We start from the raw sequence: 25,171 nt of genomic DNA, 5'->3' as shown, positions 1-25,171 counted from the left end.
CGGCTGACCCCCGCCCTCGACATCGCCGCGCGTCAGCCGACCGGTACGCCCCGGAACGTCGCCCGGTACGCGCTGGGCGAGGTGCGCAGCTCGGCCCGCAGGTGGGCGCGGAGCGACGCGGCGGTACCGAAGCCGGCGTCGGCGGCGATCCGGTCGACGGGCAGGTCGGTCTCCTCCAGCAGGTGCCGCGCCCGGTCGATGCGGCGCGCGGTCAGCCACCGGCCGGGCGACACCCCGACCTCCTCGCGGAACCGCCGGGTGAACGTCCGGACGCTCATCGACTCGCGCCCGGCCAGGTCGCGCAGCGTGAGCGGCCGGTCGAGGTGGTCGAGCGCCCACGCCCGGGCCGCCCCGGTCGACGACACCGCCGGCTCCGGTACTGGACGCGCCACGTACTGCGCCTGGCCGCCGTCGCGGTGCGGGGAGACGACGCTCGCGCGGGCCACCTCGTTCGCCACCGCCGCGCCGTGATCCGTACGGATCAGGTGCAGGCACAGGTCGATGCCGGCCGCCTCCCCCGCGGACGTCAGGACGTCGCCGGCGTCCTCGTACAGGACGTCGGGGTCGAGGTCGACGGCCGGGAACAGCGACCGGAACCGGGCCGCGGACTGCCAGTGCGTGGTGGCCCGCCGCCCGTCCAGCAGCCCGGCCGCCGCCAGTACGAACGCACCCGTGCAGATCGACGCGATCCGGGTACCGGGTCGGATCCGGTCGAGCGCGGCGCCCAGCCCCGGCTCCAACCGCCCCGTCTCGTCCGTACTCCCCGGCCCGTGTGCGGCGGGCAGGACGACGGTGTCGGCGCGCGCCAGCTCGTCCGGGCCGCGCCGTACGTCGATCGGGAAGTCGGCGTCGGTGGCGACCGGGCCGGGCCGCAGCGCGCAGGTGACCACCTCGTACAGCGGGGTGCCGTCGGCGGCGCGGGCGCGCCGGAACAGCTGGTGCACCAGGCCCAGCTCCATCGGCAGTACGCCGTCGCGGGCGAGGACGACGACCCGGTGCGGACGCGCGGGTACCTCGGCAAGGGTCATGGCCCGATCCTTGCACATGTTGGCAGCCGGGCCAATCGTCGGCGGTCGGCGCCGTGACCAGGCTGGACGTCATGGACAAGACGACACCGCACCGCGTCCTGTGGGTCTCCGCCCACCCCGAGCCCCGCTCGCTGAACGGCGCGCTGCGCACCGACGGCCTGCGTACCCTCGCCGCCGAAGGCCACGAACACCGCGAGTCCGACCTGTACGCGATGGGGTTCGATCCGGTCGTCCGGGCCGACGAGTACCCGGTGGAACCGCCCGGCCGGCTGGACGTGGCCGCCGCCTCGCAGCGGGCGTACCGGGACGGCACGCTGCCCGCGGACGTGCGGGCCGAGCAGGCCAAGCTGAACTGGGCGGACACCCTGGTCGTGCAGTTCCCGCTGTGGTGGTACGGGACGCCCGCGATCCTCAAGGGCTGGTTCGACCGGGTCCTCGTCAAGGGCTACGGCTACGGCGTCACCGATCCCGCCACCGGCCGCACCCGACGGTACGGCGACGGCATGCTCGCCGGCCGCCGCGCGCTGGTCGTCGTCACGGTCGGCGCGCGCGGCGCGAGCATCGGCCCGCGCGGCATCCACGGCGACATCGACGACGTGCTGTTCCCGATCACCCACGGCATCCTCTGGTACACGGGGATGTCGGTGCTGCCGACCGTCGTCCTGGACGGCGCCAACCGGGTGTCCGCGGAGCAGTACGCACGGATGTCGGCGCGGCTGCGGGAGCGGCTGCGCACCCTGTCGACCATCCCGCCCATCCCCTTCCGGTACGAGACGGGCGGTGACTACGACGACCACCTCGTACTCCGCCCGGACCGTGCGCCGGACCGCGTCGGGCCCGCCATCCACCGCGCCGACACCACCGCTGACCTGCCCGTACAGTGTGGCGGTGGGCACCCGGCGGGACGCCAAGTGGCCGTCTGAGCCGGGCCGAGGCATTCTTGATCAGCGGTACGCGGTGTCACAACGGCGTGGACACCACGTACCGCACGGTTTCTGCCGGGACGTTTTCGGGCGATACGAGAAGTTGCGCTGACGGCGAGTCCAGTCGGCACCACGCCTCGTTGAGTACTGGTGTGACCTCCGCCCTGCGGTTGGGCACACGACGGCCCGGTTTGCGATGATGTTCTACCGTGCCTACGCCGGGGGGCAGTGCGCAGCGGCTGTACGGCCCGGGTAGACCGAGGAGGGCGATCCGAGCACAGCGCCGGACCACGACGTCGACGATCGCCCGCGCCCACGCGGTGCGCCATCGCGGCGGAGCCAGTGGCCCTGGCTGACCGAGACCATCGGCTCCGGGCGGGGCCGACCGACGACCGGTAGAGGATCATGACCACGGGAGGCAACCGGCTGGTGAGTCGGGGCACGGGGATTCCGCGGCCACGCCATTCGGCCGTGCACACGTCAGACGGGTCGGGCCCACCGCGGGTCCGGCCGACCGGCTGGTGGTTCGACGCCGTGATGCTGGCCATCTTCGCCGTCATCACGGTCGGGCTCGTCCTCAACAACCGCTGGCTGCTCGACCTCGACCTCGCCGCGCTGCACTGGTCGGACAACCATCGCAACGCCCTGAGCTGGTGGTCGGCGTACGCGCTGAGCTGCCTCGGCCAGGGCGGTCCGCTGACGTACGGCACGCTGCTGATCTCGCTGTTCCTCGGCTGGCGGCGCCGGTCGATCCGGCCGGTGCTGATCCCGGTCGCCGCGTTCCTGCTGACGTACCTCGGCATCGGGCCGGTGAAGGTGTGGAGCAACCGCGCGGTGCCGCACCACGGCCCGGTCGAGATGTTCGCGCACCCCGACGGCCCGTTCAGCATGGCGTACCCGTCGGGCCACACCGGCAACGCCATCGTGTGGTACGGGGCGCTCATGCTGCTGATCGGCCCGTACCTGCCGCGCTTCCTGTACTGGCTGGTCCGGATCGGTGCGCCGATGACCGTCGCGCTGACGATGGTGTACATCGACTACCACTGGCTCACCGACGTCGCGGCCGCCATCCCGCTCGGCCTGGTACTGAGCCGGATCCTGTACCGGATCCCGTTCGACACGATGCGGCTGCCGCGCTTCGGACGCAGCCTGGAACTGGCGGAGCGGCCCGAGCAGGTGGAGCGGCCCAGCGCCAAGCCCGCCCTGCTGCCGGCGTCCTGGACCCGGCTGCCACAGCTCGCGGCCCGGCCGGCGCGCCGGGTGGGTCCGCTGTCCCGGCTCTGGTTCGGCAGCCGGCCCGGCGTGGCCGAGCGGCACGACTCGCCGCGCCGCCGGCGCCCCGCGTCCAGCGGTCCGGCCGGTCGTCAGCTGCGCTTCACGCACGGCCGAGGCGGCAGCGCCTCCGTCCGGTTCCGCGACGAGTTCGAGTAGCGAACCGGCGGGCGACCGCTGCCGTACCGGCGGGTGACGGGGCCGTGCCGGTCCGGCGAACGGTTCCGCGCCGGCGGTCCCGCCGGGCGGGTCCGGGGCGGTTGACCGGATTCGGCGTGGCCGGTCGGGCGATTCGCGCCGTAGCGTGGTGCGGGTGACGACTCCGACCGCACCGACCGGACTGGCCCGCACCGTTGGCGAGCTGCGGGCAACCGGACACCGACACCGCGGCGTCCGGGACGAACTGCGTGACAACCTGCTGACGGCGCTGCGCGCCGGCAAGGACCCCTGGCCCGGCATCGTCGGCTTCGACGGCACCGTGCTGCCCCAGCTCGAACGGGCCCTGCTCGCCGGACACGACGTCGTACTTCTCGGTGAGCGCGGGCAGGGCAAGACCCGGCTGTTGCGCAGCCTGGTGGGCCTGCTCGACGAGTGGACGCCCGTGATCGACGGTTCCGAGCTGGGCGAACACCCGTACCAGCCGATCACGCCGGCCTCGGTCCGCCGTGCCGCCGAGCTGGGCGACGAGCTGCCGGTGAGCTGGCGGCACCGCTCCGAGCGGTACACGGAGAAGCTGGCGACGCCGGACACCAGCGTGGCCGACCTGGTCGGTGACGTGGACCCGGTGAAGGTCGCGGAGGGCCGCAGCCTGGGCGACCCCGAGACCATCCACTACGGCCTGGTACCGCGGGCGCACCGCGGCATCGTCGCCATCAACGAGCTGCCCGACCTGGCCGAACGCATCCAGGTCGGCCTGCTCAACGTGATGGAGGAGCGCGACATCCAGGTTCGCGGGTACACGATCCGGCTGCCGCTGGACGTGCTGCTCGTGGGCAGCGCCAACCCGGACGACTACACCAACCGGGGACGGATCATCACGCCGCTGAAGGACCGGTTCGGCGCGGAGATCCGCACCCACTACCCGCTCGACGTGGCCGCCGAGATCACCCTGGTACGGCAGGAGGCGGCGCTCGCCGCGGACGTACCGGACGCGTTGGTGGAGGTGCTGGCGCGGCTGTCCCGGCTGCTGCGCGACTCGGAGGCGATCGACCAGCGGTCGGGGGTGTCGGCGCGGTTCGCGATCGCCGGCGCCGAGACGGTGGCCGCGGCGGCGCTCCGGCGTGCCGCGCTGACCGGCGACGACCCGCCGGTGGCCCGCCCCGTCGACCTGACCACGGTGCCCGGCGTACTGCGGGGGAAGCTGGAGTTCGAGCCGGGCGAGGAGGGCCGCGAGGACGAGATCCTGCACTACCTGCTGCGCCGCGCGGTCGCCGAGACCGGCCGGGCGCGGCTGGCCGGGCTGGACCTGACGCCGCTGGCCGACGCGGTCTCCGACGGGCACCAGGTACTCACCGGCGAGCGCGTACCGGCGGGTGAGGTGCTGGCCGCGCTGCCCACCCTGGCGGTCCTGGACGACGTGGCGCACCGGTTCGGGCTGGCCGCGGACGCCGACCCGGGGCACCGGGCCGCCGCCGTCGAGCTGGCCCTGGAGCACCTGTACCTGACGCGCCGGCTGGCGAAGGAGCCGGCCGACACCGACCCCGACTCGGTGGTGTACGGCGGATGACCAGTGACCCGGCGTTCCGGTACCAGCGCTGGCTGGGCGGCCCCGACCCGCTGGCCCCGCCGTACGATCCGCGCGCGGCGCTGGACGCCATCGGCGACGACGTACTCGCCGGCGCGTCGCCGCGGCAGGCGCTGAACGAGCTGCTGCGCCGCGGCCTCGACGACCGGCCCGGCCTGGACGAGCTGTCCCGGCGGGTGTACGAGCGCCGCCGCGAGCTGCGCCAGCGGTACCGGCTGGACGGCACGCTGGAGCGGGTGCGCGAGCTGCTGGCGCGGGCGCTGGACGCGGAACGGTCGGCGTTGGCGGCGGAGAGTTCGGACGACGCGCGGTTCCGGGAGATGCAGCTGGACGCGCTGCCCCCGGACCCGGCCGGTGCCGTACGCGAGCTGGCGGAGTATCCGTGGCGCAGCGCGGAGGGCGCCGAGGCGTACCGGGAGATCCAGGATCTGCTGGGCCGGGAGCTGCTGGACCAGCGGTTCGCCGGGATGCGGGACGCGATGCGGCAGGTGACCCCGGCCGACGTCGAACGGGTCCGGCGGATGCTCGCGGACCTGAACGACCTGCTCGCCGCGCGCGCGGCGAACGCGCCGGACCTGGACCGGCGGTTCGCCGAGTTCATGCGCAGGCACGGCGAGTTCTTCCCGGAGCAGCCGCGGAACGTCGAGGAGCTGATCGACGCGCTGGCCAAGCGGTCGGCGGAGGCGTCCCGGTTGATGAACTCGCTGACCCCGGACCAGCAGGCCGAGCTCGCCGAACTCTCCCAGCAGGCGTTCGGTGACCCGCGGATCGGTTCGGCGCTGGACGAGCTCGACGCCCGGTTGCGCGGGCTGCGGCCCGGTTTCGACTGGGGCGGCGGCGAGTCGTTCGACGGCGACCAGCCGCTGGGGCTGGGCGACGGCGCGCGGGCCCTGGGCGAGCTGGCCGAGCTGGACGCGCTGGCCGAGCAGCTGTCCCAGGCGTACCCGGGGGCGCGGCTGGAGGACATCGACCTGGCGGCGCTGGAACGTACGCTCGGGCCGCGGTCGGTGGCCGACGCGCGCCGGCTGGCGGAGCTGGACCGGGCGCTGCGCGCGGACGGGCTGTTCGAGCGCGCGCCGGACGGGTCGCTGCGGCTGTCGCCGCGCGCGCTGCGCCGGCTCGGCGAGACCGCGCTGCGCGACGTGACCGACCGGTTGTCCGCGCGCGGCGGGCAGCGGGAGACGCGGCGGGCGGGCGCGGCGGGCGAGCCGACGGGGTCGAGCCGGCCGTGGGAGTTCGGCGACACCGAGCCCTGGGACATCCCGCGTACGGTCACGAACGCGGTGCTGCGCCGCGCGACCGGCGGCGGCGACGCGCTGCTGACGCTGGACGACGTCGAGGTCGCCGAGACCGAGGCGCGTAGCCGGGCGGCGGTGGCGCTGTGCGTCGACACGTCCTGGTCGATGGTGGCGGAGGGTCGCTGGGTGCCGATGAAGCGCACCGCGCTTGCCCTGCACCACCTGGTACGTACCAGGTTCCGGACGGACGCGCTGGAGCTGATCACGTTCGGGCGGCTGGCGCACACGGTGACGGCGGACGAGCTGGTCGGCCTCGACGGGGCGTACGAGCAGGGCACGAACCTGCATCACGCGCTGCTGCTCGCCGGCCGGCACCTGCGCCGCCACCCCGACGCCCAACCCGTACTGCTGGTGGTGACGGACGGCGAGCCGACGGCGCGGCTGACGCCCGACGGGGAAGGCGTGTTCGACTACCCGCCGGATCCGGAGACGCTGCGGGTCACGATGGCCGAGCTGGACCACCTGGCCCGGTTGGGCGCGGCGCTGACCGTGTTCATGCTGGGCGAGGACCCGCGGCTGCACCGGTTCGTGGACCTGGTCGCCCGGCGTACGGCGGGGCGGGTCGTGACGCCCGATCCGGACGGGCTGGGCGCCGCGGTCGTCAGCGACTACCTGCGGGCCCGCCGCCGGCGTGGCTGAGCCGGTCACCGCGCCGGCCGGTACGGGTGTCGGCCCGGTGCCCCGGCCGGTGCGCGTCGCCGTCACCGCGACGTGGGCCGGCGTACTGGTGGCACTGGTCGCCGGCGCGCTGTTCGGCGGGATGGTGGCCGGCGCCTGGGTGTCGTGGGACCTGCTGCCCGCGCTGCTCGGCGTACGGCCGGGCGTGGCGGGGCTGCCGGTGGGCGCGGCGGCCGGGCTGGCCGCCGGGTTCACCGTCGGGCACCGTACCCGGGGGTGGGTGCGGGTGCTGCGGCTGCATCTGTTGCGGCGCAACGGAACGCACGCCGACGCGCGGGTGACGCGGGTGGAGCGGCGGCACCGGCACACCGCGCGCGGCGGCTCGACCACGGCGTACACGGTGGTGGTGGGGTGGGTGGACCGGGACGGGGCGCAGGGGTGCGTGCGGCACTTCCGGTTCCTCGGCGACGGCGACCCGCGCTTCCCGGCGCTGCTCCGCACCGGCGCGACGGTACGGGTGGCGTACCGGGCGGGGCGTGCGGCGCGCGCGGTGCTGGACGTGCCGTACGCGCCGGTGCTGGCGGACCTGCTGCCGTGACTCGCGGGCTGGACGAGGTCCCCGGGTGCCGCGGTCAGCCGAAGAGGCGGCGGAGCAGGCCGGAGCGGCGCCGCGTACCCGGGGTCGGGCCGGTCGTGACCGGGTGCCCGGCGGCGCGCCACGCCTTCGTGCCGCCGCGCACCGACAGCGCCGTACGTCCCTGGCGGGCCAGCAAATGCGCCGCGCGCCAGGACCGTCCGCCGCTGGTACACACCGTGATCAGTTGCCCGGCGGGCAGGTCGCGCGCCGCCACCGCGAGCCGCCCCAGCGGTACGTTGAGCGCGCCGGTCACGTGCCCCAGCGCGTACTCCTCCGGGGTGCGTACGTCGAGGACGGTGTCGCCGGCGGCCCACGCGGCGACCGCGACCGCCACGTCGACCTCCTCGGCGCTGCCCACGCTCATCCCCCGACGCTACCGCCCGCCGGGTCGCCGGCAACCCACACATCGTGCGCACGGAATCTCCACACCGCGCCGGCATACTCCTGGTCATGACGGATCGGACCCGGGTACGCCGGGTGCGGATGTGGTTGGTGCTGTTCGTGATCGGGCTGGTCGTCAGCGGGGTCACCGCGTTCCCGCTGGTGTCCGAGTCCCGGTTGCTGGTCGAGGTGCTGCACGGCATCGACGCGGCGCGCTGGCTGCCCGAGCCGGTCGCCTTCCTGGAACGTGTCGCGGACGGGCTGGCCGACGCCGGCCACCGCTACCCGTACCTGGCGTACGGGACGGACTGGTTGGCGTTCGCGCACCTGGTCATCGCGGTCGCCTTCTACGGCCCGCTGCGCGACCCGGTACGCAACGAGTGGGTCGTCCGGTTCGGCATGATCGCCTGCGTCGCCGTCGTCCCGCTGGCGCTGATCGCCGGCCCGCTGCGCGGCATCCCGTTGTACTGGCGCGCCGTCGACTGCTCGTTCGGCGTGGTCGGGATCGTGCCACTCCTGTTGGCGTACCGGCACATCCGGGTGCTCGCCGGCCGTACCGGGACGGTGCCGGGGACCGCGACGGCGTGACGCCCGGCGGGTGGCGAGGGGTGCACCCGCCGGGCGCGCGCCGTCAGCGGTGCGCCTGGTACTGCACGACCTGCTGGAACGTGGGGCGGTTCTGCCAGCCGATCGTCGGGTCGGTGATGCCGCCCAGCGGGTGCTGCACGATCGAGTCGGCGCACCACTGGTCCCCCGCGTCGCAGTCCGCGTCGCCCGGGTACACCTGGTCGGCCGGTTCGGCCGCCGCCTGCCGGAGGCTGTCCAGCAGCGCCGTACGGCAGGCGGACAGCTCGCCGCCCCCGCAGTACGCGCGGCCGAGCGGCGCCGACACCGGCTCGCCCAGCACCGTACGCAGGTCCTTGGAGCTGTAGCTCCACCAGCCGTACTGGAACGAGGATCCCTTGTGCGACTGGGACTCGTTCACGTCGCCGCCGCCGGTGCCGCCGTTCTGCCCGCCGGACGGGGAGTCGTTGAGCTGCAACGTACCCGTCTGTGCCTGGTAGAGGTCGTCGCCCATGCCGGGCGCGAACTCGGCGTGCACCAGCAGCGGCCACCAGGCGTCGAGTACCCGGATGGTGTCGGCGTCCACATAGGACTTGTCGCCGGCCTTCGCGGGCAGCCGGTGCGATCCGGCCGCCTGCCACGACTTCAGCGCGTTCACCACCTTCGCCAGGTCCGGATCGGTGACCGGCGCCGAGCCGATCACCTTGAGCGCCAACGGAAGTACGTCCTCGCCGCGCAGGTCGGTGTTCGCCGCGTCGGCCATCGCCCTCGTCAGGTCGGCCCGGGTCACCGGCTGTCCACTGTGGACGAGCGTGCGGACCCGGTCGTCCAGCAGGTTCACCCGGTGCACCGGGCCGTCGCCCGGACCGGCGGTACCGTAGTCCAGCGCCTGCTTGTTGTTCCAGCTCACGTAGTAGTCCTGGTTCACCGACTGCGGATGCGCCGCGAACGGCGTGTACGTCGCCGAGTTGTCGTCCGGGTTCCACCCCTGCCACTCGTACCGCTGCTGCGCCTTCACCGGCAGGTCGAAGTCCACGTCCGCCGGCCGTACCGGGTTGTCACCGGAGTTGAAGTACGCGGTGTCCCTGGAGTCCACGTAGAACCAGTTGAACGTGTAGTTCACGTCGGCCGCCGCGTGCTGGAAGTCGCTCGCCGAACGGATCGCGTCCGGGTCGTTGAACTCCTGGAAGCCGACGATCGAGTCCACCTCGCGCAGGTAGCTCGACCGCAGACTCGTGAACACCACCGGTTTCCCGCCCACCGTCGCCCGCGACTGCACCAGCCCGTACTTCGTCCGGTACATCACCAGCTTGTACGACCCGGCCGGCGTCTGGTCCGCCAGCGTCGGCGTCCACGCGTCGTCGCGCTCCAGCTTCTGCATCGGCAGACACGACCCGTGGTACTCGTACGACAGCGAATCCTTCGTCGGCGCCGACCCGTCCGCGTTGCACAACGGCACCGCGTACGTGTCGGTGATGTCCTGGCCGGCCGACGTCGCGCTCCACGAGTAGTCGGCGCCGCGGCCCAGCTGTACGTAGAAGCTCAGCCCGGCGAACGCCGCGCCCCGCGCGCTGATCCCCGGCCCCTCCAACTCCTCCAGCATCAGCAGCTGCGGCGCGTAGTACCCGGTCTGCGGGCCGAAGACGGCGACCGGGTGGCCGCCGGCCGAGTGCGCGGCCGAGACCACCAACGCGTTGGACATGCCGCGCTTCGGGGAATCCAGCAGGTCGGCCGGGAGTACGCCGTGGTTGAACATGCCGGCCGCGGCGCCGAGCCGACCGGGTACCGACTTCCGCGCCGCGGTCGCCGACGACCCCGCCGAACCCGTCGGATCGACCACGATCGGTTGCGGCGTCACGGATCCCGGGTCCGGCATCGCCACGCTCGGCGCGTCCGCACCGGCCCCGCCGTACGGGAACGTGTGTCCATCGTGGACGGTCAGGACCGCCTCCGGATCGTTCTGCTCCCGGAACGCCTGCCACAACCGGTCGCCCTCGGCCACCCCGTACTTCGCGTCGAACGCCTGCTTCACCAGCGCGTTGCCCACCTCACCGCCACCGCCGGCACCGAACAGCGCGCCGATCACCGACGCGATCGCGACCAGGTCCGTCGGCCGGAAATGGTCGATCCCGCCCGCGTTCGTGACCGGATCCACGTGCCCCGTCAGGTCGTACTCCCCCGGAAACGTCCGCGCCGGGTACACCGCGTCGATGTACGCGTTCACACCGTCCACATAGGACTTCACGTCCTGGTACGCCTGCGCCCCACGGGAACCCGACGCCGCCACCCGGTCCACCTGGTCCTGCAGATCCTGCTCCGAGTACGGCGCCTGCCGCCAGAACGCCTGCTCCAACGCGCGGTTCGCCGGCGCGCCACCCGCGAACCCCGTCAACTCACCGCGCCCCACGTGCCGGAACAGATCCATCAACCACAACCGGTCCTGGCCCGCCGCGTACCCCGCGCCGAACTCCGTCCCCGACCGCGTCGTCCCGTACACGTGCGGCACGCCCGTCGCCCTGTCCCGCACGATCGTCACGTCCGACCGCGGCGAGATGCTGCTCGCCACCTGGTCCGCCGGCACACCCAACGACGAATCGTTGAAGTACCGCCCGATCGTGTCGTCCGTCAGCTCCCGGTACCCCGTCGCCAGATCCCCGTACTTCCCCAACTGGTCCGCCGTGTGCGCCGGCCGCGTTCCGAGCGTACGGTTCGCCAGGATGTCCGCCAGCGTGGCGTTTCCGTTCTCCCCCGGCGGCAGGACGTCGTTGCAGTGCCCCTGGCAGTAGTCCGTCACCGCGCGCGGCGCGCCGGCACTCGCCGGCCCCGCCGTCAGCAGCGCGGCCACGCAGCCGAGCGCGACCAACAGGATCGGTCCGGTACGGCCGCGGGACAGGCGCGTTCGGCCACGAGACATGCGCGATCCCCATTCGTGGGCTGCCGCTCACCCGGAACGACAGGTCGCGAAATTTTCTCGGATCCGATGATGATGGCGCCCCGCCCCGAACCAGACAAATCCTCGATACCGGAATTCCCGGACGCCGCGCGGCCGTATATTGTTCAACTGTCGCATTGTTCAACAATGAGACAGTTGAACAATTGAACAATAATCGGTCGTACCGCTACCGTCGCCGCCCGCACGGCGCCCGCGCAGCCGCCCCCATCGGCGACCGCCCCGACCGCACTCCCGAACCGCCTACCCACGCCCCACCGCGGCCACGCCGTCTCCAACCCGGACCGCGCCGCAGCCCACATCGGTGACCGCCCGACCGCACTCACGACCACCCAGCCGCGCCTCACCGCGGCCACCGCCGTCTCGACTCCGGGCCGCACGCACCAGACCGCTGTCGATCGCTGGCACCACCCGCCGCGCCCGCGCACCCGTACCGCACGCCCCCGGGCGCGCCCGCGACGTACCCGCGCGCCCCACCGCGGCGCATCCACCGCCGTCTCGAACCACCGCGCCAACGCCCGGCGCCGCCGATCGCAGCCGCCCAACCCGTCGTACCACGAAGACACCGGCGCGGCACCACCACCCGTCACACGTCGGCGACGAGGTCCGCGATCGAGTCGACGACCCGCGACGGCCGGTACGGGAAGCGGTCGATCTCGTCCTTGCGCGTGATGCCGGAGAGTACGAGGACGGTTTCGAGGCCGGCTTCCATGCCGCAGAGCACGTCGGTGTCCATCCGGTCGCCGATCATGATGGTGGACTCGGAGTGGGCCTGCACGGTGTTGAGCGCGGACCGCATCATCATCGGGTTGGGCTTGCCGACGAAGTACGGTTCGACGCCGGTGGCCTTGGAGATGAGCGCGGCGACGGAGCCGGTGGCGGGCAGGGCGCCTTCGTTGGAGGGGCCGGTCGGGTCGGGGTTGGTGGCGATGAAGCGGGCGCCGTCGGAGACGAGCCGGATCGCCTTGGTGATGGCCTCGAAGCTGTACGTCCGGGTTTCGCCCAGTACCACGTAGTCGGGGTCGTGGTCGCTGAGCACGTACCCGACCTCGTACAGGGCGGTGGTCATGCCGGCTTCGCCGATCACGTACGCGGAGCCGCCGGGGCGCTGGTCGTCGAGGAACTGCGCGGTGGCGAGCGCGGACGTGAAGATCGCCTCTTCGGGTACGGCGATGCCCATGCGGTCGAGGCGGGCCTGGAGGTCGCGCGGCGTCTGCATCGAGTTGTTGGTGAGCACGAGGTACCGCTTGCCGGAGTCCCGGAGCCGGGCGATGAAGTCCTGTGCCCCCGGGACGGGCGACCCCTCGTGGATGAGGACGCCGTCCATGTCGGTGAGCCAGCAGTCGGCCGGCCTGCGCGTGGTCATGTCTCCATGCTCCCGCATGTACGTGTCCGCCGGCCCGCCGGTGGCGGGACACGCCGGTGCCACGGGTACGGCCGGCCCCGGGCGGCCGTGTGCGAGCATGTCGGCGGCACACCGCCCCTTGAGCTTGGAGGATCCGCGTGAGCGTGACGACCGACCTGGAGCTGATCCAGAAGATGTGGTTCGGCAACCCCGAGGAGGCGTTGGAGGCGGTGCAGGCCGCGGCCACCCTCGGGTTCGGTGTGGCGCTGCACAACGAGACGGCGGCCGACGAGGAGGACCCGACGGTCATCACCGAGCAGTGGGTCGTCGAGATCTACCCCGAGGTACCGGCCGCCGCCCCCGAGTCCGCCTGATCAACCGGCCCGCGGCCGGGCCCGACCCGACACACCGCCCAGGCTTGGGCCGGCACAACGCCCAGGCTTGAGCCGGCACACCGCTCGGCCCTGACCCGGCACACTGGCCGGGCCCGAGCCGGCGCACCAGCCGGCCAGGTCTCCGGCGTACGACCCGCGCCGTGATCGACGGCGCCACCGTCAGGGTCGGCGACACGGCCCGGCGGCACGGGCCCGTTTCGTCCGGCGGCGGATTCGGTTGCGCCGCAGGCGAAAGCGAAGGCAGTCGGCCCACGGAACACCCCCATGGAAGGGCCACGGGCCCGGCCACCGGATGGCCGGGCCCGTGTCGTACGCGGGGGTCAGCCGCGGTGGTACGGGTCGGCGACGACACCGACCCCGGAACTCTCGTCGAACCGGTACACGTCGCGGCCGGCGACGAACACGCGCAGCGCGCGGTTGCGTACGTCGAGGGGGTCGCCGGACCAGATGACGACGTCGCCGTCGAGGCCGGGGGCGAGCGCGCCGACCCGGTCGTCGAGCGCGAGCATCCGCGCCGGGTTCGTGGTGATGGAGCGGAGCGCCACGTCCGGGTCCAGCCCCTCCTTGACCGACAGCGCCGCCTGGTACACGAGGAACTCGATCGGTACGACGGGGTGGTCGGTGGTGAGCGCGATCTCGACGCCGGCGCGGGCGAGGATGCCCGGGTTGCGCAGCGACCGTTCCTTCACCTCGACCTTCGAGCGGCTGGTGAACAGCGGCCCGATGACGACCGGGATCTCCTTGTCCGCCAACAGGTCCGCGATCAGATGTCCCTCGGTGCCGTGGTTGACGACCAGCCGGTACCCGAACTCCTCGGACAGCCGGATGGCGGTGGCGATGTCGTCGGCGCGGTGCGTGTGCTGGCACCACGGCACCTCACGGTCGAGTACCCGGACCAGGATCTCGTACGTGGCGTCGCGGGTGAACGGCTTGCCCTCGGCCGCCGCGTAGTCCCGCCCGTACCGGTAGTCCTGCGCGCGCAGGAACGCGTCACGGATGACCGCGGCGACCCCGAGCCGGGTGGACGGCAGCTTCTTCTGCTCGGAGTACACCCGCTTGGGGTTCTCGCCGAGGGCGCTCTTGACGCTCGCCGGGTCGCGCACGATCATCTCGTCGACGGTGCGGCCCCACGTCTTGACCGCGACGGTCTGGCCGCCGATCGGGTTGGCGGAGCCGGGTTTGACGACGACGGTGGTGATGCCGCCGGAGAGCGCGTCGGCGAAGCCGATGTCGGCCGGGTTGATGCCGTCCGCGGCGCGCAGCCGGGCGCCGTTCGGGTCGGTCGTCTCGTTGTAGTCCCGGCCCTCCCAGCCGATGCCCTCCTCGCCGATGCCGACGTGCGCGTGCGCCTCCACGAAGCCCGGCAGTACCCAGCCGCCGGCGGCGTCGACGGTGGTCGCCCCGTCGGGTACGGGCACGTCCGCGGCGGGTCCGACCGCCGTGATGCGGCCGTCGGTCACCACGACCGTGCCGTTCTCGATCGGGTCGCCCAGCACCGGCACCACGCGGCCGCCGGTGATCACCAGTTGGTCAGTCATGCCGTCCATCCTGCCCCGCGGTACGTCGGCTGGCAGGGTGTGCGGCATGGACGCACGGCACGGGATCATCTTCGACCTCGACGGCGTACTCGTGGACTCCGAACGGTGGTGGGACGAGACCCGCCGCGGCGTGGTCGCCGAGTACGGCGGGGCCTGGACGGACGAGGCGACCACCGCGATGCTCGGCATGTCGACGCCCGAGTGGGCCGACTACCTCGTCACCGCCCTCGGCGTACGCCTGGCGCCGGCGGAGGCGGCGCGGACGGTCGTCGACCGGATGGCCGACCGGTACGCCGACGGCCCGCCGCTGCTGCCCGGCGCCGTCGACGCGGTACGCGACGCCGCCCGGCGTACGCCCGTGGCCATCGCGACCTCCTCGCCCCCGGTACTCGTCGACGCGTTCCTGTCCGGCACCGGGCTCGCCGGCGTGGTCGCCGCCGCGGTGTCGTCGGAGCAGGTCGGGGCCGGCAAACCCGACCCCGCCGTGTACCTGACCGCCGCCGAACGCATCGCCGTACCGGCCGGGTCGTGCGCCGCGATCGAGGACTCCACGAACGGTCTCCGCGCCGCACTCGCCGCCGGTACGACGGTGATCGCCGCGCCGAACCCGCACTTCCCGCCGGACCCCGCCGTACTCTCCCGCGCCGCGTACCGGATCGGCGGGTTGGCGGAACTGCCGGGCGTACTCGACGAGGTTCAGGCCAGCTGGTCGAGGTAGCAGACCACGGCGATCTTGTGGCTGTCGGTCGCCGAGATCGTCTCCGCGAACCCGAACGCCAGCCGCGGCCGCCCGCCGACCAGCTGGATCGCCATCCCCTCCGGCTCCCGGAACGCCAGATCCGCCGCCGCCGTGCACGGCTGCCGGTCCTCCACCACGCCGTCGCTCCACCGCACCCGGGTGATCACCGTGTTACCGGTCGGCGGCGTCGACCCCACGTGCCCGTACGCGTTGCCCTCGATCAGGTACAGGTACCGCCCGTACGTCGCGTACCCCTGGAAGTCGGTGGCCAGCACGTCCGGCTGCGCCACCTCCGCGATCGGCTGCACCACCCCGTGCGCCAACTGCTCCAGCCGGTACATCGCGTAGCGGAAGTGGCCGTCGACCCGGTGCCGCATCGTGAGCGTCCCGTACGCCGGGTCGATCGTCGCCGTGGTCCGGTCCGCCCCCGGCACCGGCGCGACCTGCGTCAGCCCCGGCGTGTCCGGCGTCAGCACCGCCCCGTCCACAAACGCGAACCGGCCCAGCACGCTCCCCCAGCCGTGCACGCCGTCGTCCGCGACCGCCTTCGTCTCCGTCCACAGGTACGCCCCGTGCGCCGCCGGCTGCACCCCGATCTGCACACCGTGCCCGAACCCCGTCAGGTACATGTGGCCCAGCTCGTTGCCCGCCAGGTCCAGCTTCGTCAGCGCCAGATCACCCCGCAGGTCCCGCTGCGCACCGCTCACCGGCGCCGACTCCCCCGGCAACTGCAACCCACCCTGTACGAGCTGCACCGTGTAGATGTGCCCGTGCACGTTGTCGAACGCCAGCGACTGCAACACCGTGTTGTTGTGCAACGGCTTGCGTCGCCACAACTCCCTCGGCTCCGCACCCAGCGCGAACCGCGGCGACGGCGGCAGCCCCGTCGTACCGGAGGCGGACGTGGGCGGCTCCGCCGCGGACGCCAGCGCACCCGCCGCCAACGCACCCGCGCCGGCCAGCGCCACACCACCCGCCACCAGCAGCCCGCGCCGGCTCACCCCACCCGACTGCCCCATCCCGACCTCCTCGTCCCGTGCCGTACCGGATGTGCGGCCCGACCAGCATGGCCCCGAGTGCCGACGAACGCAACGGGATCGGTGCGTTGTTTTCGCGGCTGATGACGAGAAGTTCGCGCGAATCGGCGGTGCCGCGGATTGTTCACTTGTCGCATTGTTGAACAAGTGCACAGTTGAACAATCGGGCGAAGATCAACTCCGAGCACCCGTACCCGCACCCCCGGTGACCCCACCGGACGGCCACAGCCCGTACTGGGATCCGCATGGCACCATCACATGTCACCCCCGACCCAGGAGGGCACATCGTGCACGGCTCGACGATCGGCCAGGTCTGGCAGCAGGTCATCGGCACCCAGCCCACCCCACCGCTGACCCTGGTACTGGTCACGGCCGTCGCGGCGCTGGTCGTGGTGCTGTTCGGGCCGGTGTGGCGGGTGGCGCGCAATGTCGTGACGATCGCGCACGAGGGCGGGCACGCGCTGGTGGCGTTGCTGTCGGGCCGCCGGTTGACGGGCATCCGGCTGCATTCGGACACGTCCGGGGTGACGGTGTCGGTCGGCAAGCGCACCGGCCCGGGGATGGTGTTCACGGGCCTCGCCGGGTACGTGACGCCGTCGCTGCTCGGCCTGGGTTGCGCGGCGTTGTTGACGGTGAACCATCTGACGGCGTTGTTGTGGATCGGGCTGTTGTTGCTCGCCGCGATGCTCGTCATGATCCGGAACGCGTACGGCGTGGTGTCGGTGGTGGCGACCGGCGTGCTGTTGTTCCTGGTCTCGTGGTTCACCTCGGCGACGGTGCAGGCCGCGGTGGCGTACCTGATCACGTGGTTCCTGTTGTTCGGCGGCATCCGCCCGGTGTACGAGCTGCAGTTGAAGCGGTCGCGGCGGCAGGCGCCGGATTCGGACGCGGACCAGTTGCACCGGTTGACGGGTGTGCCGGGGCTCGCGTGGGTGACGGTGTTCGGTCTGGTGGCGGTGGGCTGCCTGCTGGTCGGCGGCTACTGGCTGGTGCCGGACCTGCCCACGTTCGGCGACCTGACGAGCTGACGCGGGGCGTACGTCAGCAGTCGGCGGGCGGCAGCCCGGGCCGGTCGCGTACGCGGCGGAGGACCTGCTCGACCGCGTGGTCGAGGTGGCGGCGTTCGGTGGCGGACAGGTCGGCGAAGAGGTCCTTCTCGGCGCGGTCGAGTGCGCGGGACGCCGTGCGCAGTACGGCGCGGCCGTCGTCGGTGATCTCGACGAGGTGGCGGCGGCGGTCGGCGGGGTCGCGGCGGCGGCGTACGTGGCCGAGGCGTTCGAGGTCGTCGAGTACGGCGACGATGGTGGTGCGGTCGATGCCGGAGCGCTCGGCCATGCCCTGCTGGGACGGCACGCCGGACGCGGCGAGGGTGAGCGCGCGCAGGTGCCGCCCGGTGAGCCCGTGTTCGGCGAGGGCCGCGTCGGCGACGGCGAGGGCCGCCTTGCCCAGTTCGACCAGGCGGAATCCGGTGCGGCCGAGCAGTTCGGCGTCGGCGTTCGCCGGCGTGCTGTTCGACATGTCACCACTCTATTTCCCGTCGCCCCGGGCTGTCGCTAGACTGATCGTCAGTGCCGCTGACGATTTGGAGATCTGATGGACTACCGAGGCAGTACCGCACTGGTCACGGGCGCGTCCGGGGGCATCGGCGCGGCGTTCGCCGAGGAACTGGCCGCCCGCGGCGCCGACGTCGTCCTGGTCGCCCGCTCCGCCGAGACCCTCGCCGCGCTCGCCGCACGCCTGCACACCGACCACGGCGTACGGGCGGAGGTGGTGGCCGCGGACCTCACCGGCCCCGACGCCGCCGACACCGTGTACGAGGAGGTCGCCCGGCGCGGGATGCGCGTCGACCTGCTCGTCAACAACGCCGGGTTCGGCAGCGCCGGCCGGTTCGGCGAGATTCCCGTCGGCCGCAGCCGTACCGAGATCACGTTGGACGTGACCGCGCTCGTGGAGCTGACCCGGGCGTTCCTGCCGGACATGGCGGCGCGGGGGCGCGGCGGCGTGCTCAACGTCGCGTCCATCGCCGGCTTCCAACCCACCCCCTACATGGCCGTGTACGGCGCGGCCAAGGCGTTCGTGCTGTCGTTCAGCCGCGCGCTGTGGGCGGAGTACCGCGGGAGCGGGGTGCGGGTGACGGCGGTGTGCCCGGGGCCGGTGCGCACCGGGTTCGCGGACCGGCTCGGCACCCCGCCGCCGTACGCGGGGCAGTTCCGGAGCGCGCCGCAGGTGGTGCGGACCGCGCTGCGGGCGTACGAGCGGGGGCGGCACACGGTGACCCCGGGCATCGTCAACGCCGCGCTGGGGTACGGCCGGCTGTTGCCGGTGCGCGCCACCCTCGGCCTCGCGCGGTACCTGACGGGTCGGGTGGTCGGCGACAGCGCCAGCCCGGAGCTGGCCGCCGCGCCGCACTGACCTCAGCGGCCGGTGGACGCGGTGAGGAGGGCGTCGGCCACCGCGGTGCGGGCGTACAGGACGACGCGCCCGGCCCGGTGCGCGACCACCAGTCCGGCCCCGCGCAACGCGGTGAGCTGCTGCGACACCCCGCCCGCGGTCAACCCGGTACGCCGGGCCAGTTCGGTCGTGGAGGCGGGCGCCTCGAGTTCGGCGAGCAGGGCGGCGCGCGCCCGGCCGAGTACCGCGGCGAGGGCCGCCGGGCCGGACGCGCGTCCCGCCTCCCACACGGTCGCCACCCCGCGCGGCGGGTAGAGCAGCGTCGGTTGCCACGGCGGCTCGCTGATCGTGTACACCCACGGCCACGCGAACACGGACGGGACGAGTACCAGGCCACGGCCGTCCAGCGCGCGGGACCGGTGCCAGTGCTGGTGCCGCACGTACAGGGTGTCGCCGGACCAGCTGACGCGCTCGTGCAGGTCACCGAACAGCAGGTACGCGCCGCCCTCGGCGAGCCGGCGCGCCCGGTACGCGACCTCGCCCTCCAGCAGTCCGCGGATCCGCGGCCAGTCCGGCGCCAGCGCCACCTCCCAGTACTCGCGGAGCACGTCGGCGAGTTCGGCGAGCCCGGACGCCGGGTCGTCGGCGAGCCGCCCGGCGAACGGCCCCGCCGCCGGCCCGAGCCGTACCAGGTCGGCGCGTACCTGGTCGGCGGTGGTGGCGCGCATCGCGGCCAGTTCCGCGGCGAGGTCCGGGACCGGGGTGGTGGGTGGCGGGGTGAGGAAGTCGGGGATGTAGTGCGTGGGCGCGAGGACCAGGTCGAGCAGCGGTCCGAGGTCGGTGCCGGCGTCGGCGAGCGCGGCGCGGGCGCGACGTACCCAGGGCAGGTGCAGCGCCCGGTCGGCGGGGTGCCGGAGCGCGCGGACGCTGACCACGGCCTCCCACAGCGACGAGAACGCGAACCGGATGTGCAGTACGTCCTCGGTCGAAAACGCCAGCTCCAGCACGGTGCTCCGATCACGGGATTCAGCTCAGTCTAAATCTCTGGAAAGGGGCGCCTCCGTCGTACGACAGTTACCGCCGTGACTCGCACGCCCACCACCTCCCGCCCCACCGTCCCCACTCAGCGCCGCGGCGGCGTGTCCGGCCTCGTCCGCGCCGGCGCGTCCGCCCACCTCGGCGGCCTTCCCCGTACGTTCTGGATCCTGTTCGGCGGGCAGCTCGTCAACCGGATCGGCGGCATGGTCGCCGCGTTCCTCGTCCTGTACCTCGGCGCGCGCGGCCTGTCTGCCGGCCAGATCGGCCTCGTACTGCTCGCGCGCGGCGTCGGTTCGCTGGTGAGCCAGCCGGTGGGCGGGCTGCTCGCCGACCGGGTGGGGCGCCGGTTCACGCTGCTCACCGGGCTGGTCGCGACGAGCCTCACGCTGGTCGCGCTCGGCGCGGCGCACACCGTACCGCTGATGATCGTGGCGGCGGCCGCGCTCGGACTGGTCAGCGAGCTGTACCGGCCGGCGGCGTCCGCGCTCGTCGCCGACGTGGTGCCGTTCACCGCGCGGGCCAAGGCGTACGGGTTGATGTTCTGGGCGGTCAACCTGGGCTTCGCGGTGGCGAGCGTGCTCGCCGGTTTCCTCGCCGAGCACGGGTACTGGCTGCTGTTCGCGGTCGACGCCGGCTCGGGCCTGGCGTTCGCGGTGATCATCGCGGTCGGCATCCGCCGCGACCCGGTGACGCCGTCGGCGCCGGCGAGCGACGGGCCGCAGGCCGGCTACCGGACCGCGCTGCGCGATCCGCTGCTGGTCGCCCTCGTCCTGCTGACCCTGGCCTACGCGACGGTCTACAACCAGGCGCAGGTGGCGATCCCGCTGGCGATCCGCGACCACGGCCTGTCCGCCGCCGTGTACGGCACGACCGCCGCGCTCAACGGCATCCTCATCGTCGTACTCCAGCCGCTGCTCACGACCTGGCTCGCCCGGTTCGACCGGATGCGGGTACTGGCCGTGTCGTGGGCGCTGGTCGGCGCCGGCATGGCACTCACCGGCCTCGCGCACTCCGCCTGGCAGTACGCGGCGACGGTGGTGGTGTGGACCGTCGGCGAGGTCGGTACGGCCGGGTTCACCGCGGCGCTGGTCGCCGACCTGGCACCGGCCGACGCGCGCGGCAGGTACCAGGCGCTGTTCGGGTGGGGCTGGTCGGCCGCCTCCCTGCTCGGTCCCACCCTCGGCACCACCGTGTACGGCACGCTCGGCCCCGGCGCGGTGTGGACCGGCTGCCTGGCGATCGGCCTGGTCAGCGGCGTCTGCGCGGTCGTACTCTCCGGCCGGGTGGCCCGGCGGCGCGCCGTCGCGCTCGCCGCCGCGATGGGCTGACCGGAGCGGTACGGGACGTCCCGATCGGGTGGTTCCGCGCCCGATCGGGCGCCTGCATCGTGGTATCGGCCACCCGGAGGCACCGGTCACCGGGCGGGGGTCTCTAGTCTGGAAGACTCCGCTACCCGCACGGTGCACCGAAAGGATTCCCGTGGTCGCCGACAGTTCCACCCGACCCGTCCGCGCCCTGCTTCTCGAAGGCATCCATCCGGACGCGCAGAGCGTCCTGGAGAAGTCCGGTTACCAGGTGGAAAGCCTGGGCCGCGCGCTGGACGCCGACGAGCTCGCCGCCCGGCTGAGCGACGTGCACCTGCTCGGCATCCGATCCAAGACCCAGGTCACCGACGAGGTACTGGCCGCCGCGCCGGAGCTGCTCGCCGTCGGCGCCTTCTGCATCGGTACCAACCAGATCGACGTGGCGGCCGCCGCCCGGCGCGGTGTCGCGGTGTTCAACGCGCCGTTCTCCAACACCCGCAGCGTGGTCGAGATCGCGCTGGCCGAGATCATCGCGCTGACCCGCCGGCTCACCGAGAAGAACGCCAGCCTGCACGCCGGTGTCTGGGACAAGTCCGCGGCCGGCGCCCACGAGGTCCGCGGCCGGCGCCTCGGCATCGTCGGGTACGGCAACATCGGCACCCAGCTCTCCGTACTCGCCGAGAACCTCGGCATGAGCGTGTACTTCTTCGACACGGCCGACAAGCTCGCGCTCGGCAACGCGCGCCGCTGCGGTTCGCTGGACGAGCTGCTCAGCGAGGTCGACGTGGTCACGCTGCACGTGGACGGCCGCCCCGGCAACAGCGGCATGTTCGGCGCGGACGAGTTCGCGCGGATGCGGCCGGGCAGCCTGTTCCTGAACCTGTCCCGCGGGTTCGTGGTGGACCACAAGGCGCTGCGGGACAACATCACGTCCGGGCACCTGGCCGGCGCCGCGGTGGACGTGTTCCCGAGCGAGCCGAAGGGCCGGGGCGACGCGTTCACCTCGGACCTGCAGGGCCTGCCGAACGTCATCCTCACCCCGCACATCGGCGGCTCGACCGAGGAGGCGCAGCAGGACATCGGCCAGTTCGTGGCCGGCAAGTTCCGCGACTTCATCGACGACGGCGCGACCTCGATGAGCGTGAACCTGCCGCAGCTCGACCTCGGCTCCCGGCCCGGCGCGCGGCGGCTGGTGCACGTGCACCGCAACGTCCCCGGCGTACTGGCGAAGATCAACGGGTTGCTCGGCGAGTCGCACGTCAACGTCGAGGGCCAGCTGCTCGGCACCCGCAACGAGGTCGGCTACGTGATCACCGACATCGGCAGCGGCGACACCGACGCCGTCCTCGCCGGACTCGCCGCCATGCCGGAAACGGTACGACTGCGCGTCCTGTCCTGACCCACCCGCACGGTACGGCCGGGTCCGCCCGGTCGTACCGTGAGGTTCCGCACCGGCCCGTTCCAGTACGCGGGATGCGCCGGTAGCCTTGTGGATCATCGGCGGTGGGGCCCGCCGTCCGCTCCGGCGGAGAACCGCGACGACCGCCAACGGTCCCTGCCACGCGAATCACGCTGGTAGGAGCGTCATGCCCGCACACGACACGGAGTCCGGCGAACGCGCACATACCGGGGCGCCGCCGGTCGCGCCGCCCCAACCCACCGATCCCGACGTCGATCTGCACGTACCGGCGCAGCGCGACGAGCTGACGCACACGCCGGTACGGCTGCTCGGCACCATCGCCGCCGGCGGCGCGCTCGGCGGCCTCGCGCGCTACGGCCTGTCGGTGGCGTTCCCGCACCCGCCCGGCGGGTTCCCGTGGGTGACGTTCGGCATCAACGTGGCCGGGTCGTTCCTGCTCGCGGTACTGATGGTGCTGATCACCGAGCGGCTGACCGCGCACCCGCTGGTCCGGCCGTTCCTCGGGGTCGGCGTGCTCGGCGGGTTCACCACGTTCTCCACGTCGATCGTCGACACCCAGCAGCTCGTCGCCGCGGGCGCCGCCCGCACCGCCCTCCTGTACCTGGCGGGCACGCTGTGCTGCGCGCTGGCCGCCGCGTACGTGGGGGTCGTCGCGACGCGTCGGGTGGCGGTCCGATGACCGTCCTGCTCGTCGTACTCGGTGCGGCCGTCGGCGCCCCGCTCCGGTACCTGCTGGACCGTACTGTGCAGGCCCGGCACGATTCGGCCTTCCCGTGGGGCACGTTCACCGTCAACCTGATCGGCTCGTACCTGCTGGGTGCGCTCGTCGGTGGCGCGCACGCCACGCCCGGCCCGGTCACCGCGCTGCTCGGCACCGGCCTGTGCGGCGCGCTCACCACCTACTCGACCTTCTCGTACGAGACGCTCCGGCTGCTGACCACCCGAGCGCGCGGCCTCGCCGTCCTGAACGTGCTGGCCAGCGTCGCCGGTGGGCTGGGCGCCGCGTACGCCGGGCTCGTCACGGCCACCGCGATCTGGTCCTGACACGACGATGCCGGGCCCCGGAGGACCCGGCATCGCGTGCGCCGCTCAGTTGCCGTACGACGGGGCGTCGTTGACGGCGCCGAAGCTCTCCGAGTAGTCGCCGCCCTGGCCCGAACCCGAGCCGGAACCCGTGTCGTGGCTGCCCTGGCCGGAGCCGGAGCCGGAGTCCTGGCTGTTGCCCTGGCTGCCCGGCTGGTCCCCGGCGGCCGAGCCGCTGCCACCGCCGGAACCGGACGCGCCACCCGCGCTGGACGAGTCGCTGCCGTCGCCGCCCGCGTGGCTGGTGTCGCCGCCGCCGTCGTGGCCGCCGTCCCCACTGGGAACGCCGCCGCCCAGGTTCGGCACCGACGGAGCGCCCGACCCGCCACCCGCGCTGGACGAGTCGCCGCCCTGGCCCGAACCGGAGTCGTGGCCACCGTTGCCGCTCGGGTCGTCGCCCGCGCCGTGGTTCGGGTTGGTGTCCGCGCTGCCCGCGGCGTCGTGCCCGCCACCGCCGCCACCGCCGCCGACGTACGCGTCGTCGTGGCCGAAGTCGGCGCCGGACTGCTGGTCGTCCAGGTAGCCGTCGCCGTTCTCGTCGACCATGCGCTCGTCGAAGTGGCCGTCGTGGTTGGTGTCGTAGTCGGCGTAGTCGACGAGGCCGTCGCCGTTCGTGTCGTACCCGACGAAGTCGACCTTGCCGTCTCCGTCGGTGTCCGCGGTGTACTCGACGGTGCCGTTGGCATCGTGGTGCGCCGTGACGTCGTCGGCGTGGCCGTCACCGTCCGCGTCGATCCAGACGTCGCTGTCGCTCATTCCGCTTCCCCCTTGACTGGGCCCGGTGTGGGCTGCGGACCACGCGGGCCCGATTGCCTGACCTGTCTCTCCGCGACCTTGATCGGCCGCGCTGACCACCACGATAGGTGCAGGTGACCAGCATGGCTCTCCCCCATCCATGCCACTGATCACGGTCGACGGAGCGTGATCATCTGCTTGCCGTACCGGCGGGTGGATCGGCGGTCGTGAATTCGGGGAACCACCGCGTGTCGACTGGCCGACCTGCATACTGATCGTGTAACGCACAGACACTAGGGGTAAGCGATGATGACGACGTCGCCTGACCTGCGCACGGTCCTGCACCAAGTCACCGATGCGATGGAACTTCTGCCCTGCGGGGCCGAACACTCCTGTTCCGCGCAGTTGCGGCGCGACTCGTTCGCGCTGCGCGAGCGGGTGGTCCGGGCCGGTGGGCCGGACGGCGAGCTGGTCGCGGAGGCGGAGCAACTGCTCGGCCGGATCAGCGAGTACCTGGACGCCACCGGTACCGTGCGCTGAGCGGCGTCGGCCGTACGCACGGGTGGAGCGCCCGCACCGCCACCGGCGCCCGGGGTACGCCCGGAGCGCCGGTGGTCTTTTCGTGCCACCACACCGCATCCCGGCAACGCGTGCCACGGCACGACATCCCGGCGACCCGTGCCGCGCAGGCACGCCCGGCACCAGGTGACGGTGCGCCCGGGCCGCGCGGG

General features: G+C 73.1%; 24 protein-coding genes. 15 read left to right on the top strand and 9 right to left on the bottom strand.

Translation table 11 applies throughout. From position 1 onward, the window contains the following. Positions 1-32: 32 nt before the first annotated feature. Positions 33-1,028 carry a GlxA family transcriptional regulator gene (locus Aru02nite_RS19475; protein WP_203659632.1) on the bottom strand — a complete coding sequence of 332 codons (996 nt, stop codon included), beginning with the start codon at positions 1,026-1,028 and terminating at the stop codon, positions 33-35. Positions 1,029-1,081: 53 nt separating this feature from the next. Here Aru02nite_RS19475 and Aru02nite_RS19470 point away from each other — a divergent pair, with 53 nt between their 5' ends. The 5 genes from Aru02nite_RS19470 (at position 1,082) to Aru02nite_RS19450 (ending at position 7,481) form a co-directional block, all read left to right on the top strand. Next, positions 1,082-1,951: an NAD(P)H-dependent oxidoreductase gene (locus Aru02nite_RS19470; protein ID WP_239076796.1), complete on the top strand. Its 870-nt coding sequence runs from the start codon at positions 1,082-1,084 to the stop codon at positions 1,949-1,951. A 471-nt stretch (positions 1,952-2,422) separates the two neighbouring features. Next, positions 2,423-3,382 carry a phosphatase PAP2 family protein gene (locus Aru02nite_RS19465; protein WP_203659630.1) on the top strand — a complete coding sequence of 320 codons (960 nt, stop codon included), beginning with the start codon at positions 2,423-2,425 and terminating at the stop codon, positions 3,380-3,382. Positions 3,383-3,527: 145 nt separating this feature from the next. Then, positions 3,528-4,949 (top strand): sigma 54-interacting transcriptional regulator, encoded by a 1,422-nt coding sequence (locus Aru02nite_RS19460; protein WP_203659628.1) that lies wholly within the window; start codon positions 3,528-3,530, stop codon positions 4,947-4,949. Beyond that, positions 4,946-6,904: a vWA domain-containing protein gene (locus tag Aru02nite_RS19455; RefSeq protein ID WP_203659626.1), complete on the top strand. Its 1,959-nt coding sequence runs from the start codon at positions 4,946-4,948 to the stop codon at positions 6,902-6,904. Before Aru02nite_RS19460 ends, Aru02nite_RS19455 begins: the two co-directional genes overlap by 4 nt. Further along, positions 6,897-7,481: a DUF3592 domain-containing protein gene (locus Aru02nite_RS19450; RefSeq protein WP_203659624.1), complete on the top strand. Its 585-nt coding sequence runs from the start codon at positions 6,897-6,899 to the stop codon at positions 7,479-7,481. Before Aru02nite_RS19455 ends, Aru02nite_RS19450 begins: the two co-directional genes overlap by 8 nt. A 34-nt stretch (positions 7,482-7,515) precedes the next feature. On the opposite strand, the gene Aru02nite_RS19445 is transcribed toward Aru02nite_RS19450, so the two are convergent. Next, the gene (locus Aru02nite_RS19445; protein WP_203659622.1) at positions 7,516-7,884 is read right to left on the bottom strand and encodes a rhodanese-like domain-containing protein; all 369 of its coding nucleotides are present in this window, start codon (positions 7,882-7,884) and stop codon (positions 7,516-7,518) included. Positions 7,885-7,970: 86 nt separating this feature from the next. On the opposite strand from Aru02nite_RS19445, the gene Aru02nite_RS19440 reads away from it, so the two are divergent. Then, a complete protein-coding gene (locus Aru02nite_RS19440) occupies positions 7,971-8,489 on the top strand; it encodes a hypothetical protein (RefSeq protein ID WP_203659620.1) in 519 nt (172 codons plus the stop codon). 43 nt (positions 8,490-8,532) lie between these two features. Here the strand turns inward: Aru02nite_RS19440 and Aru02nite_RS19435 are convergent, their stop codons facing one another. Continuing rightward, complete coding sequence (locus Aru02nite_RS19435) at positions 8,533-11,379, bottom strand: penicillin acylase family protein (RefSeq protein ID WP_203659618.1); 2,847 nt, start codon at positions 11,377-11,379, stop codon at positions 8,533-8,535. A 622-nt stretch (positions 11,380-12,001) separates the two neighbouring features. After that, complete coding sequence (locus Aru02nite_RS19430) at positions 12,002-12,781, bottom strand: HAD-IIA family hydrolase (protein WP_203659616.1); 780 nt, start codon at positions 12,779-12,781, stop codon at positions 12,002-12,004. 137 nt (positions 12,782-12,918) lie between these two features. On the opposite strand from Aru02nite_RS19430, the gene Aru02nite_RS19425 reads away from it, so the two are divergent. Next, positions 12,919-13,134 carry a hypothetical protein gene (locus Aru02nite_RS19425; RefSeq protein WP_203659615.1) on the top strand — a complete coding sequence of 72 codons (216 nt, stop codon included), beginning with the start codon at positions 12,919-12,921 and terminating at the stop codon, positions 13,132-13,134. A 341-nt stretch (positions 13,135-13,475) separates the two neighbouring features. Here the strand turns inward: Aru02nite_RS19425 and Aru02nite_RS19420 are convergent, their stop codons facing one another. Beyond that, a complete protein-coding gene (locus Aru02nite_RS19420) occupies positions 13,476-14,693 on the bottom strand; it encodes an amidohydrolase (RefSeq protein ID WP_203659613.1) in 1,218 nt (405 codons plus the stop codon). 46 nt (positions 14,694-14,739) lie between these two features. On the opposite strand from Aru02nite_RS19420, the gene Aru02nite_RS19415 reads away from it, so the two are divergent. Further along, positions 14,740-15,411 (top strand): HAD family hydrolase, encoded by a 672-nt coding sequence (locus Aru02nite_RS19415; protein ID WP_203659611.1) that lies wholly within the window; start codon positions 14,740-14,742, stop codon positions 15,409-15,411. Here Aru02nite_RS19415 and Aru02nite_RS19410 read toward each other — a convergent pair. Then, on the bottom strand, positions 15,390-16,451 hold the full coding sequence (locus Aru02nite_RS19410; RefSeq protein ID WP_203659609.1) for a phage baseplate protein: 1,062 nt from the start codon (positions 16,449-16,451) through the stop codon (positions 15,390-15,392). The two genes, Aru02nite_RS19415 and Aru02nite_RS19410, sit on opposite strands and share 22 nt — an antisense overlap. A gap of 263 nt (positions 16,452-16,714) precedes the next feature. On the opposite strand from Aru02nite_RS19410, the gene Aru02nite_RS19405 reads away from it, so the two are divergent. Continuing rightward, complete coding sequence (locus Aru02nite_RS19405) at positions 16,715-17,497, top strand: M50 family metallopeptidase (protein WP_203659607.1); 783 nt, start codon at positions 16,715-16,717, stop codon at positions 17,495-17,497. Positions 17,498-17,510: 13 nt separating this feature from the next. On the opposite strand, the gene Aru02nite_RS19400 is transcribed toward Aru02nite_RS19405, so the two are convergent. Next, positions 17,511-17,987: a MarR family winged helix-turn-helix transcriptional regulator gene (locus Aru02nite_RS19400; protein WP_203659605.1), complete on the bottom strand. Its 477-nt coding sequence runs from the start codon at positions 17,985-17,987 to the stop codon at positions 17,511-17,513. A gap of 75 nt (positions 17,988-18,062) precedes the next feature. Between Aru02nite_RS19400 and Aru02nite_RS19395 the strand changes: the two genes are divergently transcribed. Next, complete coding sequence (locus Aru02nite_RS19395) at positions 18,063-18,881, top strand: SDR family NAD(P)-dependent oxidoreductase (RefSeq protein WP_203659603.1); 819 nt, start codon at positions 18,063-18,065, stop codon at positions 18,879-18,881. Positions 18,882-18,883: 2 nt separating this feature from the next. On the opposite strand, the gene Aru02nite_RS19390 is transcribed toward Aru02nite_RS19395, so the two are convergent. Beyond that, entirely contained in the window at positions 18,884-19,867 is a 984-nt protein-coding gene (locus Aru02nite_RS19390) for a DUF5937 family protein (protein ID WP_203659601.1), read from the bottom strand. A gap of 75 nt (positions 19,868-19,942) precedes the next feature. Between Aru02nite_RS19390 and Aru02nite_RS19385 the strand changes: the two genes are divergently transcribed. The 4 genes from Aru02nite_RS19385 (at position 19,943) to crcB (ending at position 23,666) form a co-directional block, all read left to right on the top strand. Further along, positions 19,943-21,226, top strand: a complete 1,284-nt coding sequence (locus tag Aru02nite_RS19385; protein WP_203659599.1) for an MDR family MFS transporter — start codon at positions 19,943-19,945, stop codon at positions 21,224-21,226. Positions 21,227-21,377: 151 nt separating this feature from the next. Then, positions 21,378-22,601, top strand: coding sequence for a phosphoglycerate dehydrogenase (gene serA / locus Aru02nite_RS19380; RefSeq protein WP_203659597.1), 1,224 nt, complete (start codon positions 21,378-21,380; stop codon positions 22,599-22,601). A 187-nt stretch (positions 22,602-22,788) separates the two neighbouring features. Then, the gene (locus Aru02nite_RS19375) at positions 22,789-23,301 is read left to right on the top strand and encodes a fluoride efflux transporter FluC (protein ID WP_203659595.1); all 513 of its coding nucleotides are present in this window, start codon (positions 22,789-22,791) and stop codon (positions 23,299-23,301) included. Then, complete coding sequence (crcB, locus tag Aru02nite_RS19370) at positions 23,298-23,666, top strand: fluoride efflux transporter CrcB (protein ID WP_203659593.1); 369 nt, start codon at positions 23,298-23,300, stop codon at positions 23,664-23,666. Before Aru02nite_RS19375 ends, crcB begins: the two co-directional genes overlap by 4 nt. 45 nt (positions 23,667-23,711) lie before the next feature. Here crcB and Aru02nite_RS19365 read toward each other — a convergent pair whose 3' ends face one another. After that, on the bottom strand, positions 23,712-24,461 hold the full coding sequence (locus Aru02nite_RS19365) for a hypothetical protein (protein ID WP_203659591.1): 750 nt from the start codon (positions 24,459-24,461) through the stop codon (positions 23,712-23,714). A gap of 288 nt (positions 24,462-24,749) precedes the next feature. Here Aru02nite_RS19365 and Aru02nite_RS19360 point away from each other — a divergent pair, with 288 nt between their 5' ends. Beyond that, entirely contained in the window at positions 24,750-24,980 is a 231-nt protein-coding gene (locus Aru02nite_RS19360; RefSeq protein ID WP_203659589.1) for a hypothetical protein, read from the top strand. Positions 24,981-25,171: the final 191 nt, after the last annotated feature.

The sequence above is a fragment of the Actinocatenispora rupis genome, assembly GCF_016861975.1.
In the GTDB taxonomy this organism is placed as follows: Bacteria; Actinomycetota; Actinomycetes; order Mycobacteriales; family Micromonosporaceae; genus Actinocatenispora; species Actinocatenispora rupis.
Note: the sequence above shows the minus strand (reverse complement) of the source record. Positions and strands in the feature narration are given on the sequence as shown.

Coding starts and splice junctions, on each gene's coding strand:
- Aru02nite_RS19400 (WP_203659605.1), bottom strand. CDS start 17,987: ATGTCGAACAGCACGCCGGCGAACGCCGACGCCGAACTGCTCGGCCGC.
- Aru02nite_RS19395 (WP_203659603.1), top strand. CDS start 18,063: ATGGACTACCGAGGCAGTACCGCACTGGTCACGGGCGCGTCCGGGGGC.
- Aru02nite_RS19360 (WP_203659589.1), top strand. CDS start 24,750: ATGACGACGTCGCCTGACCTGCGCACGGTCCTGCACCAAGTCACCGAT.
- Aru02nite_RS19420 (WP_203659613.1), bottom strand. CDS start 14,693: ATGACTGACCAACTGGTGATCACCGGCGGCCGCGTGGTGCCGGTGCTG.
- Aru02nite_RS19435 (WP_203659618.1), bottom strand. CDS start 11,379: ATGTCTCGTGGCCGAACGCGCCTGTCCCGCGGCCGTACCGGACCGATC.
- Aru02nite_RS19455 (WP_203659626.1), top strand. CDS start 4,946: ATGACCAGTGACCCGGCGTTCCGGTACCAGCGCTGGCTGGGCGGCCCC.
- Aru02nite_RS19475 (WP_203659632.1), bottom strand. CDS start 1,028: ATGACCCTTGCCGAGGTACCCGCGCGTCCGCACCGGGTCGTCGTCCTC.
- Aru02nite_RS19415 (WP_203659611.1), top strand. CDS start 14,740: ATGGACGCACGGCACGGGATCATCTTCGACCTCGACGGCGTACTCGTG.
- Aru02nite_RS19430 (WP_203659616.1), bottom strand. CDS start 12,781: ATGACCACGCGCAGGCCGGCCGACTGCTGGCTCACCGACATGGACGGC.
- Aru02nite_RS19445 (WP_203659622.1), bottom strand. CDS start 7,884: ATGAGCGTGGGCAGCGCCGAGGAGGTCGACGTGGCGGTCGCGGTCGCC.
- Aru02nite_RS19410 (WP_203659609.1), bottom strand. CDS start 16,451: ATGGGGCAGTCGGGTGGGGTGAGCCGGCGCGGGCTGCTGGTGGCGGGT.
- Aru02nite_RS19365 (WP_203659591.1), bottom strand. CDS start 24,461: ATGAGCGACAGCGACGTCTGGATCGACGCGGACGGTGACGGCCACGCC.
- crcB (WP_203659593.1), top strand. CDS start 23,298: ATGACCGTCCTGCTCGTCGTACTCGGTGCGGCCGTCGGCGCCCCGCTC.
- Aru02nite_RS19440 (WP_203659620.1), top strand. CDS start 7,971: ATGACGGATCGGACCCGGGTACGCCGGGTGCGGATGTGGTTGGTGCTG.
- Aru02nite_RS19375 (WP_203659595.1), top strand. CDS start 22,789: ATGCCCGCACACGACACGGAGTCCGGCGAACGCGCACATACCGGGGCG.
- Aru02nite_RS19405 (WP_203659607.1), top strand. CDS start 16,715: ATGGCACCATCACATGTCACCCCCGACCCAGGAGGGCACATCGTGCAC.